This window comes from Amycolatopsis sp. NBC_00438 (genome assembly GCF_036026695.1).
In the GTDB taxonomy this organism is placed as follows: domain Bacteria; phylum Actinomycetota; class Actinomycetes; order Mycobacteriales; family Pseudonocardiaceae; genus Amycolatopsis.
In genome coordinates, this window is sequence record NZ_CP107923.1 from 6,023,332 (window position 1) to 6,036,939 (window position 13,608).

General features: G+C 71.0%; 15 protein-coding genes and 2 pseudogenes. 10 read left to right on the forward strand and 7 right to left on the reverse strand.

The features are described 5' to 3' along the window. The first annotated feature begins 197 nt into the window (after positions 1-197). Positions 198-824, forward strand: a complete 627-nt coding sequence (locus tag OG494_RS26760) for a (2Fe-2S)-binding protein (RefSeq protein WP_328443251.1) — start codon at positions 198-200, stop codon at positions 822-824. A gap of 5 nt (positions 825-829) precedes the next feature. On the opposite strand, the gene OG494_RS26765 is transcribed toward OG494_RS26760, so the two are convergent. After that, positions 830-1,687: a sigma-70 family RNA polymerase sigma factor gene (locus tag OG494_RS26765; RefSeq protein WP_328443252.1), complete on the reverse strand. Its 858-nt coding sequence runs from the start codon at positions 1,685-1,687 to the stop codon at positions 830-832. Between the two features lie 90 nt (positions 1,688-1,777). Next, on the reverse strand, positions 1,778-2,737 hold the full coding sequence (locus tag OG494_RS26770) for a LysR family transcriptional regulator (protein ID WP_328459035.1): 960 nt from the start codon (positions 2,735-2,737) through the stop codon (positions 1,778-1,780). A gap of 70 nt (positions 2,738-2,807) precedes the next feature. On the opposite strand from OG494_RS26770, the gene OG494_RS26775 reads away from it, so the two are divergent. Beyond that, positions 2,808-3,668: an SDR family NAD(P)-dependent oxidoreductase gene (locus tag OG494_RS26775; RefSeq protein WP_328443253.1), complete on the forward strand. Its 861-nt coding sequence runs from the start codon at positions 2,808-2,810 to the stop codon at positions 3,666-3,668. Between the two features lie 76 nt (positions 3,669-3,744). Here OG494_RS26775 and OG494_RS26780 read toward each other — a convergent pair whose 3' ends face one another. From OG494_RS26780 to OG494_RS26790, 3 genes are read right to left on the reverse strand one after another with little or no spacing between them, the layout of a single operon-like run. After that, positions 3,745-4,182, reverse strand: coding sequence for a VOC family protein (locus tag OG494_RS26780; RefSeq protein WP_328443254.1), 438 nt, complete (start codon positions 4,180-4,182; stop codon positions 3,745-3,747). Further along, on the reverse strand, positions 4,179-5,477 hold the full coding sequence (locus tag OG494_RS26785; protein WP_328443255.1) for a serine hydrolase: 1,299 nt from the start codon (positions 5,475-5,477) through the stop codon (positions 4,179-4,181). The genes OG494_RS26780 and OG494_RS26785 overlap by 4 nt, the downstream gene beginning before the upstream one ends. A 22-nt stretch (positions 5,478-5,499) precedes the next feature. Beyond that, positions 5,500-6,030, reverse strand: a complete 531-nt coding sequence (locus OG494_RS26790; RefSeq protein WP_328443256.1) for a DUF3887 domain-containing protein — start codon at positions 6,028-6,030, stop codon at positions 5,500-5,502. A 278-nt stretch (positions 6,031-6,308) separates the two neighbouring features. Between OG494_RS26790 and OG494_RS26795 the strand changes: the two genes are divergently transcribed. From OG494_RS26795 to OG494_RS26810, 4 genes are all read left to right on the forward strand, one after another. Next, positions 6,309-7,595, forward strand: coding sequence for an O-acetylhomoserine aminocarboxypropyltransferase/cysteine synthase family protein (locus OG494_RS26795; RefSeq protein ID WP_328443257.1), 1,287 nt, complete (start codon positions 6,309-6,311; stop codon positions 7,593-7,595). Next, positions 7,592-8,068 (forward strand): CoA-binding protein, encoded by a 477-nt coding sequence (locus OG494_RS26800; protein WP_328443258.1) that lies wholly within the window; start codon positions 7,592-7,594, stop codon positions 8,066-8,068. The genes OG494_RS26795 and OG494_RS26800 overlap by 4 nt, the downstream gene beginning before the upstream one ends. A gap of 35 nt (positions 8,069-8,103) precedes the next feature. After that, on the forward strand, positions 8,104-8,673 hold the full coding sequence (locus tag OG494_RS26805; RefSeq protein ID WP_328443259.1) for an MBL fold metallo-hydrolase: 570 nt from the start codon (positions 8,104-8,106) through the stop codon (positions 8,671-8,673). Positions 8,674-8,882: 209 nt separating this feature from the next. Further along, the gene (locus OG494_RS26810) at positions 8,883-9,056 is read left to right on the forward strand and encodes a hypothetical protein (protein ID WP_328443260.1); all 174 of its coding nucleotides are present in this window, start codon (positions 8,883-8,885) and stop codon (positions 9,054-9,056) included. 326 nt (positions 9,057-9,382) lie between these two features. On the opposite strand, the gene alc is transcribed toward OG494_RS26810, so the two are convergent. Further along, complete coding sequence (gene alc / locus OG494_RS26815; RefSeq protein WP_328443261.1) at positions 9,383-10,396, reverse strand: allantoicase; 1,014 nt, start codon at positions 10,394-10,396, stop codon at positions 9,383-9,385. A gap of 1 nt (position 10,397) precedes the next feature. Continuing rightward, complete coding sequence (gene allB / locus OG494_RS26820; RefSeq protein ID WP_328443262.1) at positions 10,398-11,726, reverse strand: allantoinase AllB; 1,329 nt, start codon at positions 11,724-11,726, stop codon at positions 10,398-10,400. Positions 11,727-11,856: 130 nt separating this feature from the next. On the opposite strand from allB, the pseudogene OG494_RS26825 reads away from it, so the two are divergent. From OG494_RS26825 to uraH, 4 genes and pseudogenes are all read left to right on the forward strand, one after another. Further along, a pseudogene (locus OG494_RS26825) lies at positions 11,857-12,111 on the forward strand (helix-turn-helix domain-containing protein); the annotation flags it as partial. A gap of 381 nt (positions 12,112-12,492) precedes the next feature. Next, a pseudogene (locus tag OG494_RS26830) lies at positions 12,493-12,732 on the forward strand (helix-turn-helix domain-containing protein); the annotation flags it as partial. A 79-nt stretch (positions 12,733-12,811) separates the two neighbouring features. Next, a complete protein-coding gene (gene uraD, locus OG494_RS26835) occupies positions 12,812-13,291 on the forward strand; it encodes a 2-oxo-4-hydroxy-4-carboxy-5-ureidoimidazoline decarboxylase (protein WP_328443263.1) in 480 nt (159 codons plus the stop codon). Continuing rightward, the gene (gene uraH / locus OG494_RS26840) at positions 13,288-13,605 is read left to right on the forward strand and encodes a hydroxyisourate hydrolase (RefSeq protein WP_328443264.1); all 318 of its coding nucleotides are present in this window, start codon (positions 13,288-13,290) and stop codon (positions 13,603-13,605) included. The genes uraD and uraH overlap by 4 nt, the downstream gene beginning before the upstream one ends. Positions 13,606-13,608 lie beyond the last annotated feature (3 nt).

Genomic DNA, 13,608 nt, shown 5'->3' on the forward strand with positions numbered 1-13,608 from the left:
CCAAACGACACCGGCTCTGCCCCCGCTCGTCGGGCACCTGCTCGCCTCCGAGGTCGCCCGATCGACACCGTCGCCGCACCGCCCATCGGGTGCCTGCCCGCTCCCCATCGACGTGAACTACCCGTCCCGCCCACCTGCGCCGTGCTTTATCCGGCGCGATCTCCGCGCGCGCCCGGCGCGTCTGGAAGGGTGGAGGCGTGAAGCCCGACTGGACCGCTCCCGCGACCCTGCTCGCGGACCCCGAGTGGGTGCGGGCCCGCATCGGCGGCGCGGCGAAGCTCTACGGCTGCGCGCGGCCGGAGGTCCTCGGCACGATCTGGTGGTACTCCCTCTCCTCGGTCCTCGTGGCACCCGCGCTCGAAGGCCTGGTCGCGGGAGCTCTCGTCGATCCGGCGCTGGCGGCCACGGAGCTGGACCTGGTCGCCGACGGCCGTTTCCTCGGCGCCCGGGCCACCCGTCCGCTGTCCGGCGGGCTACCCGAACTCGGTGCGGCGTTCGCCAAGACCCTCGGCACCGCGATCACGACGATCGCCACCGTCACCGGGGCCCGCGAACGCGCGCTCGGCGCTATCGCTACCGACTCGATCGGCAACCGGCTGCTGTGGACGCCGGAACCAGAACGCGCGATGGCCCTGGCCGAGCCGCTGGTCGCGGCGATCGACCTCGACCTGCCGAAGCCGCGCTTCGTCCGTGTCGGCCGGACGCCCGCCGTCCGCCGCGCGTCGTGCTGCTTGATCTACGAAGTCGGCAACCCGAAGTGCGTGAGCTGCCCGCGCCAGACGCCATCGGAGCGCGACGCACGCCTTCGCGCCGCCCTGGGCTGACCGGATCAATCGAGGACGGCGACCTCCAGTTCACGTAGCCGCTCCGGGTCCGCTATGACGTCGATGCCGGTGATCCGGTCGTCGTCGATCGTGAAGGACAGGACGACCGACAGCCGCCCGTCGCGCACCATGAGCAGGCCGGGAACGCCGTCGACGAGGGCCGGTTCGCTGGCGCGGGCCCGCGCCGAAGCCAGCAGCGCGCCGTCGCGGACGCTGGCGACCCCGCGCAGCACGACGGGCGCCGGACTCGGCCCGACGAAGCGGTCGGCGTGCAGGACGACGTCCGGGTCGAGGAGCGACAGCAACGCCTCGAAGTCGCCGCCACGCGCCGCGGCCAAGAACGCTTCGACGACCTTGCGTCGCCGAGGCACGTCGGCGTCCGCGGCGGCCCCGCCCTTGACCCGGCGACGGGCGCGGCTCGCGAGCTGCCGCGTCGCGGCCGGGGTCTTGTCGATCATCGGGGCGATGTCGTCGAACGGCACGGCGAACATGTCGTGCAGCACGAACGCGACCCGCTCGGCCGGCCCGAGCGAGTCGAGCACCACCAGCAGCGCCAGCCCGACCGAGTCGGCCAGTTCGGCCTCCTGCTCCGGGTCGCGGACGTCCGCATCCGGCTCGGGCTGCAGTTCCAGGGGCTCCTCGCGGTGGTTGCGCCGGGTGCGGAGCATGGAGAGGCACACCCGCGCGACGACGGTGGTCAGCCACGCGCCGACGTTCTCGACGTCACCGGTGTCGGTGCGATCGAACCGCAGCCAGGTCTCCTGGACGGCGTCGTCGGCCTCGCTCGCCGAGCCGAGCATCCGGTAGGCGACCGCTCGCAGCCGTGGCCGCTCGTGCTCGAACCGCTCGGTCAGTGCATCCACCGTGTCCCGTTCCTTCCACACCAGCGTCGTAGCAGTAGACCCCGCGGCGACGACCGATGTGACACGAATACCGCGACACCCGCCGTGATCTCAGTCATCGGCATCTCGGTCATCGGCATCTCGGTCATCGGTGCGGTCCGGCACCCCGGTGGCCACCCGGCGCAGCGCTTCCGCCAGCAGCGCGGCCGGTTCGGAGAGCGGCCCCGGCAGCCGGGCCAGCACCACGCGACGCCGTTCCGACGGCCCGCCCCGCACCGTCACCACCCGCACCCCCGGCGGCACGGCCTCGACGAGCGAAGCCGGCAACGTCGTCAGGCCGCAGCCGGCGGCGACCAGGTTGAGTTTGGCAAGCCAGTCACGAGCGGTGTGCGCGATCTCCGGACGCTCGTCGAGCCCGGGCCACACGCCCATCAGCGTGTCCTCCCCCGCCGACGGACCCGCGATCCACCGCTGCCCACGCAGATCGGCGACGTCGACCACGTCCGCGCCGGCCAACGGGTGCCCCGCGGGCACGGCGAGGCACAGGATGCGCTCGGCGAGGGTCTTGAGCCGCAGTGCCGGGGTTTCGGAGTCCGGCGGCCGGAACGGCGGCACCGAGCCCAGCACGGCCAAGTCCACCGTGCCCGCGCGTAGCGCCCGCACCAAGACCGGCGTCGTGCCTTCCCGAGTCGTGACACGCACCGCGGGATGGGTACGGCGCAGCTCCGCGACGGCGCGCGGGACCAGGACGGCACCCGCGCTGGGGAACCACCCGAGCCGCACGCTCCCGCCGTCGGCGGGCAGCCCGGCCAGCTCGCGCCCGGCGGCGTCGATCTGGTCCAGCACCGCGATCGCCCGGCGCAGCACGACGTTCCCGGCCGCGGTCAGGCGGACGCCGCCGGGACGCCGTTCCAGCACCGGCGTCCCCGCAACGCGCTCGAGCGAAGCGATCTGCCGTGACACCGCGGACTGCGTGTAGCCCAGCGCCGCCCCGGCCGCCGTGAGCGTGCCGCGTTCGGCCACCTCGCGGAACACGCGGAGGGCCACCAGGGAGACGTCACCGAAGTCCATGACGTTCACGCATACCAGGGTTGCCGATCTCTCGCTGGGCGCATGGTCCGGACGGACCTAGCGTGAAGTCATGACACGTACCGCCGTGGTGACCGGAGCCAACCAAGGCCTCGGCTTCGCCCTGACCCAAGGACTCGCCACCCGCCTCGGCCCGGACGACCTCGTCCTGCTCACCGGCCGCGACGCCGAGCGCGTGGCGGCCGCCGCCGAGCGCGTCGCCGCGAATCCCGCGACACGCAGCCGCGTGGCCGGCCGCGTCCTCGACGTCTCCGACACCGACGCCGTCGCCCGCTTCGCCAGGGACCTCGGCGCGGTGGACATCGTGCTGTCCAACGCCATCGGCCCCCTCTACCCCGAACGGCCACAAGCCGAGCAGGCGGACGTCTTCCTCGACGTCGCAAACGTCGGCACCCACGCAGTGCTGCGCTCGTTCGGCCCGATCCTGCGCCCGGGCGGCAGGTTGCTCGTCGTCGCCAGCTCCCTGGGCACGCTCGGCCATCTGCCCGAGGCCCTGAGGCCCCGGTTCGACGGAGTGCCCCTCGACGACGTCGAGCGGGCCGTCGAGGACTGGCGGACCGCGATCCACGAAGGCCGGGCGCACGAGCTGGGCTGGCCGGAGTGGATCAACGTGCCGTCGAAGGTCGCCCAAGTCGCCGCCGTGCGCGCGGTGGCCGCGCAACGCCGAGAGCGGGACGTCGCCGAGAGCACTCTGGTCGCGGCGGTCTGCCCCGGCCTCGTCGACACGCGCGCGTCGCGCCCGTGGTTCGCCGACTTCAGCCAGGCGCAGACGCCCGACCAGGCCGCGCGAGCGGTGCTCGATCTGGTGCTCGACGACCTCGATCCGTCGACCTACGGCGAACTGGTCCGCTTCGGCACCGTCGTGCCCTGGCACAGCGGCAATCCGACCCGACACGAGGAGCTGATCGGCTAGCCTTGGCCCGCCGGCCCGGATCGCGTGCGACGACCGGTGGCAACGACCACCGCACGCCCGGTCCGGCGGCCTCAGGTCAGAGCACGCAGAACTCGTTGCCCTCCGGATCCGCCATCACGACGTGGTCCGGCTGCCCGCCCGCCTCGTGCTCCTGCAGCACCGTCGCGCCCGCCGCGATGAGGCGGGCGATCGCTTCCACGACCCGCTCCCACCGCGTCTCCCAAGGCACCTCGCGACCGCCTCCCGCCTGGATGTCCAGGTGCAGCCGGTTCTTCACGACCTTGCCTTCGGGAACCTTGAGGAAGCTCAGGCTCGGCAGGACGCCCTCCGGGTCGGCCAGGTACGCGCCGTCGTCCCACTCGTCCTCGGGAACCCCGAATTCGGTGAGCCAGGCTTCCCAGCTCGCGAACCCGGCCGGCGGTGGCCGCTCGATGTAGCCGAGGGCCACTGCCCAGAACCTCGCCAGCGCGCGGGGCGCCGCGCAATCGATCGTCAGACTCCAGCGCACCGTCACGGGCGCAGCGTAGCTGCCAACAGCGCCACCGCCCCCCTCGCAACCGCGATTCCTCGCGCCGTGACGTGGTTTTCGTCCAACGGCGCTGCAGGGTCCGACACCATGACGCTGGTGACCAGCGAACGACCATCGGCGGTCCGGGCCAGGTAGTTCAGGGTCAGCACACCGGGTTCGCTGCCGCCCTTGAACCAGACCGCAGGGAACTTGGCCTTATCGAGGCCCAGCCCGCCGTCGTTGAGTGACAGCGCGTGCCCGATCTCCGGCTGATTCTCCTTCTGCAGCCCGGAAAACGCCCGGCAGATGTCGTCCGGGGAGCCGAACCACTCGAGCTGGTCGATCTTCTCCGGCTCGGGCCAGGAGGTGAGGCCGGTGAGCGGGAGCCGTTCGAGTCCGGCGACCGCCGCAGGACGTGCCCAGCGTGGCAACGCCAGGTAGGCGTCGGCGCGGACCGGATATTGCGTCGCCTTGAGCTCGAACAACGCCTTGGTCGTCAGGAACGGGATGTTCGCCGACGGCCGCTGGTTGCCGAACGCGGTGACCTGCCGTTGCACGGCGTCGCGGCCGAGCCGGTGGATCAGGTGGTCGGCGGCGGTGTTGTCGCTGATCGAGATCATCTTGTCGGCGTACTCCGACAAGGGGAGCCGGGTACCGGCCGGCTGGTTCTGCAGTACTCCCGACGGCAGGCTCTTCCAGTCGTCGCGGATCGCGAGCTGTTCGCTCCACGACGCTTTGTGCTCCGCGACCGCGGTGCCGAGCGCGCCGAGGACGTAGAGCTTGAACGCCGAGCCCAAAGGTCGTTGCACGGTGTCCTGCACGCCGTGCACGTCACGGCAGCGCCCGTCCGGCAGGATCTCCGACGCGCCGAACGAAACGCGGCCGCCGAGCGCCGCGAGCTGTGCGTCCACCTCCGGCCACGACGACGGCACCGGGTCGTCCGGGGTCGCCCGCAGTCCGTCGATCAGCCCGGCCTGGTCGACGTGGAGGTCCAGCAGGTAGTCGTCCGCCGGGCCGTGGACCACCGCCTCGACGTGATCAGGGGCCTCGGTGACGACCCGTTCCACCTCGAGCCGGCCGAGCCCGGTCAGCGCGGCGTTGATGCCCGCCGTGCCACCCGCGGCGGTCACCAGGACCTGCGCTATGTGCTGCTGCAGCTCGGTATCGGACACCGGGACGCGCCCGGTGGCGTCGACGACCCATGCGAGCTGGTTCCCCGCCGTGGGTACTTCGGTGGCGTGGGCGGCCGGGGCCACCAGCGGTGCGAGGACCGCGATCACGCCCGCGATTGCTGTTTTCATCGTTCCCCCTGTTCACAACTGCTCACAACTGTTCGGCCGGCTGGATCCACAGCCCGGCCACCTGACCGTCCTCCCGGTAGGTCACCTGCACGGTCCGCTCGCCGGCCTCGAAAGCCAGCGGCAGGTGGACGATCGTGTAGTCCCCCGCCGACCGCGCGTACGGCTCTCCCATCCGCTCGTAGCGTCCGACCGACCCGGCCAGCTGCGTCCAGGCGAGCCGCAGCTCGTCCTCGCCGACCGAGGCGAGCATGCGGTCGTCGAAGTCCCGGCGCACCTCGTGCCACCGGCACCCGACGAGCTCGACCACGAGCTCCTCGGCGCGGTAGACCACGTCGGGCCGCTTCAGTTCCGTCATCGACGCGCCCGTCACCGGATCGACCGGCCGGCCGAACCGCTGGAACGCGGCCTGCCGGCTGGTACCCAGCAGGTCACCGATCTCCTGCCAGGTGTGCCCGGCCGCCCTGGCCGCATCCACGGTGTCCCGCAGTGCCGCCTCCGCGTCGCGGACTTTCCGCAACGCCGCACCGACCGCGGCCAAGGGTTCGTCCGGCACGGTGTCAAGAGTGGATTGACGACCGGAACTTGTCAAGTCATTCTTTACGTGCGTCCGCTGCCTGCGGGCAGCGCTCCGGCACGTGGCGTCGCAGTACTGGCGATTTCGTCCAGCTCCGCGACGAGGTGGCAGCGACTTGCCACACGCGGCGCATTTCATACGTTCGAGTGTAGCGCACGGAATATCAAAACGTGCTAACCTCGGCAGCACGAAATGGCCGCGCTCACCACCTGGGAGGGCGTGGCCGACCGAGGGGAGGACGGTTACGGTGAGAACCGATGAGTGAACGCACCTGGGGCTTCCGGACCCGCGCACTGCACGCGGGCGGCACACCCGACCCGGCGACCGGCGCACGTGCCGTGCCGATCTACCAGACCACGAGCTTTGTCTTCGAGAACGCGGCCGACGCGGCGAACCTGTTCGCCCTGCAGAAGTACGGCAACATCTACAGCCGGATCGGGAACCCGACCGTGGCGGCGTTCGAGGAGCGGATCGCCAGCCTCGAGGGCGCGATCGGTGGTGTCGCCACCGGCAGCGGACAGGCCGCGGAATTCCTCACCTTCACCGCGCTCGCCGAGGCGGGCGACCACATCGTTTCGGCGAGCGGTCTCTACGGCGGCACAGTCACCCAGCTCACCGGCACGCTCCGGCGGTTCGGCGTGGAGACGACGTTCGTCAGCGGCGGCATCGACGACTACGCGGCGGCGATCACCGACCGGACCCGGCTGCTCTACACCGAGGTGATCGGCAATCCGGGTGGCGGCATCGCGGACCTGGCCGCGCTGGCGGACCTGGCGCACTCCCACGACATCCCGCTGGTGGTCGACGCGACGCTGGCGACGCCGTACCTCTGCCGCCCGATGGAGCACGGCGCGGACATCGTGCTGCACTCGGCGACGAAGTTCCTCGGCGGTCACGGGACAACACTTGGCGGGATCGTCGTCGAGTCGGGCAAGTTCGACTGGGGCAACGGGAAGTTCCCCCGGATGACCGAGACCGTCGAGAGCTACGGCGGGCTCAAGTACTGGGAGAACTTCGGCGAGTACGCCTTCTGCACGCGGCTTCGCGCGGAGCAGTTGCGGGACATCGGCGCGGTCCTCTCGCCACACTCGGCTTTCCTTCTGCTGCAGGGCGTCGAGACGCTGCCGCAGCGGATGGACGCGCACGTCGCGAATGCGCGCGTCGTCGCCGAATACCTCGATGCGGACCCACGCGTGGCGTGGGTGTCCTACGCGGGACTGCCAGCGCACCCGCATCACGACCTCGCGAAGAGGTACCTGCCCGCCGGGCCCGGGGCGGTCTTCGCGTTCGGCATCGACGGCGGCCGCGCAGCGGGCGAGAAGTTCGTCGAGTCGGTGGAGCTGCTGTCGCACTTGGCGAACGTCGGGGACGCCCGGACCCTCGTGATCCACCCGGCGTCGACGACCCACGCGCAACTGTCCGAAGACCAACTCGCGGCCGCTGGGGTAGGTCCCGACCTGATCCGGCTCTCGGTCGGCCTGGAGGACGTCGAGGACATCCTCTGGGACCTCGACCAGGCCCTGGGCAAGGCGGTGGCCGGATGACGTACACCGTCGGTGCCGTCGAGCGGCGCGCGATCCTGAACCGGACGAAGTCGGTGACGCTGGTGGGCGCGTCCGCGAACCCGTCGCGGCCGAGCTACTTCGTCGCGACCTATCTGCTCTCGTCGACGCGGTACGAGGTCAACTTCGTCAACCCGCGCCTGGACACTCTGTTCGGGAAGCCGGTGTACGCCTCGATCAAGGACGTGCCGGGCGGACCGGACCTCGTCAGCGTGTTCCGGAAACACGACGACCTTCCCCAGGTGGCCGAGGAAGTGATCGACGCCGGCGCGCGGACGCTATGGCTGCAACTCGGGTTGTGGCACGAGCCGGTCGCCGACCGGGCTCGGGAGGCGGGGCTGGACGTCGTGATGAACCGGTGCGTGAAGATCGAGCACGCGCGGTTCGCCGGTGGCCTGCACCTGGCCGGGTTCAACACCGGCGTGATCAGCTCGCGGAGGCAGTCGGCACCCTAGGGAAGAGCACGCCCGTTTCCGTCGTTGGCCACGGTATGACCGAGAAACTGGGGATCACCCTGTCCGGTGGTCCGACCGCGCTCCTGGAGCTGGGTGGCGTCCGGCTGCTCACCGATCCGACGTTCGACCCGCCGGGTGATCACTCGATCGGCCAGCGCGTGCTGGTCAAGACCGAGGAGTCGGTGCTGACCGAGGAGGCCGTCGGCGTGGTGGACGCCGTGCTGCTGTCCCACGACCAGCACCCGGACAACCTGGACGATCGTGGTCGCGACTACCTCGAGACGGTGCCGCTGACCTTGATCACGCCCAGCGGTGCCGAGCGGCTGGGCGGGACCGCGCGGGGCTTGGAGCCGTGGGAGGAGACGCAGGTCGGGCGGCTCACGGTCACCGCTGTCCCGGCCTTGCACGGGCCTGAAGGAGCGGAGCAGGTCGCCGGTGACGTCACCGGGTTCGTGCTTGGCGGAGAGGGCCTGCCGACGGTGTACGTCAGCGGGGACAACGCTTCGGTGGACCTGGTGCGGGAGATCGGGTCGCGGTTCAGCGTCGACATCGCGGTGCTGTTCGCCGGGGCCGCGAGAACGAAGTTGTTCGACGGGGCCCCCTGACGTTGACCAGCGAAAACGCCGTCGAGGCAGCGAAGGCGCTCGGCTCGCGAAGGTCGTCCCACTGCACTTCCGGGGTTGGCGGCACTTCAGTGAGGGCCCGGACGTGCTGAGGAAGGAGTTCGAGGCGGCCGGCCTGACCGACCGGCTGGTGCTGCTCGAACCCGGGGAGCGCGCAGAGGTCTGAGACGGGCCCGTGAGAGGCTGGCGACATGGCCAAACCGACGCCGCTGCAGTTCCGGAACATCCTCGTTGCCCTCCTGGCGGCGGCGGGCTTCGTGTGGAGCATCGTGGCCGGCCTGCCGTGGTGGGTCAGCGCGATCATCGGCTGCGCGTGCGCCCTGTCCCTGGCCTCGGCCTACCTGAACCGCCCCGACGCGGGCTGACCGCGAGCCGCCGACGAGGTGCTCCGTACTCCGTCGACGACCTGCGAATTCAGGCTGGCGCACACGCCGAGAACTGCTAAAGCACCCGCGGGGCCAGTTGGCCGGGTGATGTGCGCACCGGCCCAGCTCGCCAAGTGGCTTGGTCAGCGCCATCGGCCAGGCCTGGCCGGCGCCATCCGCCGGTCCGCGAGCCGCGAGCCGCGAGCCGCGAGCCGCGAGCCGCGAGCCGCGAGCCGCGAGCCGCGAGCCGCGAGCCGGGGCGAGTCTCCGTCATCCACCTGGGCGCGCGCACTCCCCCGGCCCGCCGCCGCGACTTTCCTTCAACTTCAGCGAGTTTTGGCGAATCGGGCCTTCACGTTCGCGCGGCCCGCCTCCGTCAGGCGGCCGAACAGGCGCAGTCTGGCCAGGCCGCCGTCCGGGTAGATGTCCAGGCGGGCCTCCGTCACCTCCGGGCCGTCCGGTACGGCGAAGCGGTGGCGGGTGTCCGGCTGCAGGCGGGTCTTCGGCAGCAACTCCACCCACTCGCCGTACGTGTCGCGGCCGCTGATCGAGGCCCAGCCCGGGGCGTTGCCCTTGAGGTTGCTCGTGTCCAGCTCCACAAACCGGACGGTGCCGGCGCCGGCCAGCCGGAAGGTCGCCCAGTCGTTGCCGTCGTCGCGGCGGCGGGCCGTCTCCCAGCCCTCCGCCTGGTGGGCCGCGAGGCCCGGCGAGAGCATGTTGTTCGGCGATGAATAGAACATGTTGCTGCACCCTGTCACCAGGGCGCCGTTCTCCAGAGACGCCAAGTCCAGCGCGTCCAGGTCGAGCAGGTCCGGGTCCGGGATCGGGGCACCGTGGACGCGCAAGCGGGCGACGCCGCCGTCGGGGTGCTGGGTCAGGCGTACGTGCGTGTACCTGCGGGAACCGTTGACCGTGTAGAAGTTTTCCGTGTGCCCCTCCGCGGGCGCACGGTCGACCAGGGTGTCCCAGTCCGCCGTCGCGAGCTCGGCCGCACTCGGGTAGCCCGGCACCGACGCCGCTTCGACCGAGACGAACGGCGGGTAGTTGCCCTTGAAGAACGCCGTGTCGACGACTACTCCCGTGACGGTGCCCGCCAAGCCGAGCCGCAGGATCGCCTGGTCGTCGCCCGGCTCGCGGTGGCGTCGGGTCTCCCAGCCGTCGTAGACCTGGCCCTTCGGGCCGAACGTCTCGGCGCGGTGCGCCGGCGTCCACGGGTTGACCAGGTTCTCCTTCTCGGCGAACAGCTCGTCGGTCGCCCACATCACGGTCCCGCCGAAGCGGCGTGAGGCGAGGTCGGGCAGCTCTGTCCACTCAGGACGGTCAGACAACACAGCCTCCATTTCAGCAGTTCCCCCGGGTCAGCAACGCGCCGAAGGGCTCGTCGCCGGTGATTTCGGTGCCTCGCAGCCAGGTCGAGCGGACGACGCCGGCGAGCGGGCGGCGGTCGTAGGCGCTGACCGGGTTGCGGTGCTTCAGTTTCGCGACGTCGACGACAAACGCCTCGTCCGGCGCGAACACGCAGAAGTCGGCGTCATAACCCACCGCCAGGTGACCCTTGCGACGCATTCCCGCCTGCGCGGCGGGGTGCTCGGCCATCCAGCGGACGACGTCGGTGAGCCTGAACCCACGCTGCCGCGCCTGCGTCCAGATCGCCGGAAGCCCCAGCTGCAGGCTCGAAATCCCGCCCCAGGCCTGGCCGAAGTCGCCACTGTCGAAGCGTTTCAGCTCCGGTGTGCACGGCGAATGGTCGCTGACGACGCAGTCGATCACGCCGTCCGCGAGCCCCTGCCACAGCAGTTCACGGTTGGCCGCCTCGCGGATCGGCGGGCAGCACTTGAACTGCGTCGCACCGTCGCGAATCTCCTCGGCTACGAAACTCAAGTAGTGCGGGCAGGTCTCGGCGGTCAGCGCGACGCCGTCGCGGCGAGCTTCCGCGACCAGCGGCAACGCTTCCGCGGACGACAGGTGCAGGATGTGCGCCCGCGCCGAGTTCCGGCGGGCCGCCTCGATCACGTGCGTAACGGCCAGGTTCTCCGCCGCCCGCGGTCGCGAGTGCAGAAAGTCGACATAGCGACCGCCGTGCGGTTCGGGTGCCCCGTCAATCTCGTGCGCGTCTTCGGCGTGGACGATCATCAGCGCGTCGAGGGAACTCAGCTCCCGCAACGCTTCGTCGAGGCCGGCGGGGTCGAGCGGCGGGAACTCGTCGACGCCGGAGTGCAGCAGGAAGCACTTGAACCCGAAGACGCCGGCCTCGTGCAGGCCACGCAGATCCGAGACGTTCCCGGGGATCGCGCCGCCCCAGAAGCCGACGTCGACGTGCACCCGGCCCGCCGCAGCCTTGCGCTTGACCTCCAGCGCCGCGACGTCGACCGTCGGCGGCAGGCTGTTGAGCGGCATGTCCACGATCGTGGTCACCCCGCCCGCCGCGGCCGCGCGGGTGGCCGTTTCGAAGCCTTCCCACTCGGCGCGCCCGGGATCGTTGACGTGGACGTGCGTGTCGACCAATCCGGGCAGCAGCACGACGTCATCGCCGAGCTCGACGACGCGGTCGCCGGCCAACGACGCGCCGCCGGGTTCGACCGCGACGATCCGCCCGCCCTCGACGCCGACGGTCACCGGAACCTCGCCCTCGGCCGTGACGGCCCGTGCCGCGCGCACCACAAGATCCATCCGAGAACCCTTCGCCGGGAGAGATGATCGCCGCCGATTTCGCAGTACGGAACGACGGTTTCGCACAACGACACTAACCACGGCCCGCGTCGCTCGTCAACGACGGACGCGGCGCGTTACGGTCATCCTCGTGCGGCTTGAAGCGGAGTTCACCAGCGAACCGTTCCACGGCGAGGGTTCGCCACCCGAGCACGCGCTCGCCGCGCGCGACGCGGCCGTGGAAGCGGGGCTGGACACCGACTTCGGGCCGCTCGGCACCCTCGTCCGAGGCGACGCGAAGGCACTTCTCGAAGCGCTACCGGCCATCACACAGGCGGCGCTCGACGGCGGCGCCACCCAGGTCACGCTGCAGGTGCGCCAGGTCGCCACGGTGGACGACGGCGCTGCGGCCGAGGAGGAAGGTCGGCTCGGCGGGCCGACCGAGACGAAGGCCGCTTCCGCCGCCGGACAGGGCGGCAGGACAGGTGCCCAAGCAGGTGAGTCGCACGCGGCGGGCGGTCCGGATACGGCAGGCAGGCAAACAGGCAAACCGCACACAGCCGACGGTCCGGCAGGCGAATCGCACGCGGCGAGCGGCCAAGCAGGTAGGCGAAACCCGACGAGCGGCCAAGCAGGTACGCCGCACACGGCCGATAGTCGAGCAGGTGGAGCAAACACGGCGAGCGGCCGAGCAGGTGGACCAAACCCGGCGAGCGGCCGAGCAGGTGGACCAAACCCGGCGAGCGGCCGAGCAGGCGGATCGAACGCGGCGGCCGGACAGGCAGGCGAACCGCACAGCGCCCCAGCCGTCGAGCTGAACGATGCCCTTGCCCGGTTGATCGCCGACGTCGAGCGCGAACTCGGCGCCGAACTGGGCGATCTGGACCGTCCCGGGAAGCAGCGCGCGGTGCGGCTGCTGCGCGAACGTGGCGCCTTCGGCCTGCGGAAATCCGTCTCTTCGGTGGCCGACGCGCTGGGTGTCACGCGGTTCACCGTCTACAACTACCTCAACCGAGAAGTCGACTGACCAGCGCATTCAACAAAATGTTGACGGAACTCCGGCGCCGACGTACGGTCAGCGGGACGCCACTCACGAGGAGTTCCCCGTGCCGCTCACCCTCACCGACTTCAACACCGCCGACACCGGCGACGTACGTCCGGCGCTGACGGCCTGCCTCGCCGTCCCCCGCTGGGCGGACGCGATTCTCGGCCACCGGCCGTACGAAAATCTCGACGCTCTGCACGCCGCCGCGGACCTGCCGTTGAGCAGTGACGAGATCCGCCAGGCCATGGCCGCCCACCCCCGGATCGGCGAAAAGCCGAAGCAGCAAGGGACCGAGGCCGACTGGTCCCGCAGCGAACAGTCCGGTGTGGACAATGCCGACGAGTTCGCCGCCGCAAATGCCGAGTACGAAGCCAAGTTCGGGCACGTCTACCTCGTCTGCGCCAGCGGGCGCAGCGGCGACGAACTGCTGAAGATCCTGCGAAGCAGGCTCGACAACGACCCGGCCACCGAACTCGGCGTCGCCGGGCAGGAATTGCTCAAGATCGCCGCGCTGCGGCTGGCCAAGGCGGTGACCGCGTGAGTCTCGTGACCACCCACGTCCTCGACACGGCGGCCGGCCGCCCGGCAACGGGAATCGCCGTCCGGTTCGAAACCGCCGAGGGCAAGCCGATCGCCGATGGGCGCACCGACGATGACGGCCGCGTCCGCGACCTCGGCCCCGACACGCTGGAGCCCGGCGCCTACCGGCTGATCTTCGGCACCGGCGCCTACCTCGGCCCGGACGCGTTCTTCCCGGAGGTGGCCCTCACGTTCCGGATCTCCGACGGCACTGCGCACCACCACGTGCCGCTCCTGCTCAGCCCGTTCGCCTATTCGACTTACCGAGGGAGCTGAACC

Excerpts from the sequence above, each read along its gene's own strand:
- OG494_RS26770 (WP_328459035.1), bottom strand. The coding sequence starts at position 2,737 with ATGGACTTCGGTGACGTCTCCCTGGTGGCCCTCCGCGTGTTCCGCGAG.
- OG494_RS26775 (WP_328443253.1), top strand. The coding sequence starts at position 2,808 with ATGACACGTACCGCCGTGGTGACCGGAGCCAACCAAGGCCTCGGCTTC.
- OG494_RS26785 (WP_328443255.1), bottom strand. The coding sequence starts at position 5,477 with ATGAAAACAGCAATCGCGGGCGTGATCGCGGTCCTCGCACCGCTGGTG.
- OG494_RS26795 (WP_328443257.1), top strand. The coding sequence starts at position 6,309 with ATGAGTGAACGCACCTGGGGCTTCCGGACCCGCGCACTGCACGCGGGC.
- OG494_RS26800 (WP_328443258.1), top strand. The coding sequence starts at position 7,592 with ATGACGTACACCGTCGGTGCCGTCGAGCGGCGCGCGATCCTGAACCGG.
- OG494_RS26805 (WP_328443259.1), top strand. The coding sequence starts at position 8,104 with ATGACCGAGAAACTGGGGATCACCCTGTCCGGTGGTCCGACCGCGCTC.
- OG494_RS26810 (WP_328443260.1), top strand. The coding sequence starts at position 8,883 with ATGGCCAAACCGACGCCGCTGCAGTTCCGGAACATCCTCGTTGCCCTC.
- alc (WP_328443261.1), bottom strand. The coding sequence starts at position 10,396 with ATGGAGGCTGTGTTGTCTGACCGTCCTGAGTGGACAGAGCTGCCCGAC.
- allB (WP_328443262.1), bottom strand. The coding sequence starts at position 11,726 with ATGGATCTTGTGGTGCGCGCGGCACGGGCCGTCACGGCCGAGGGCGAG.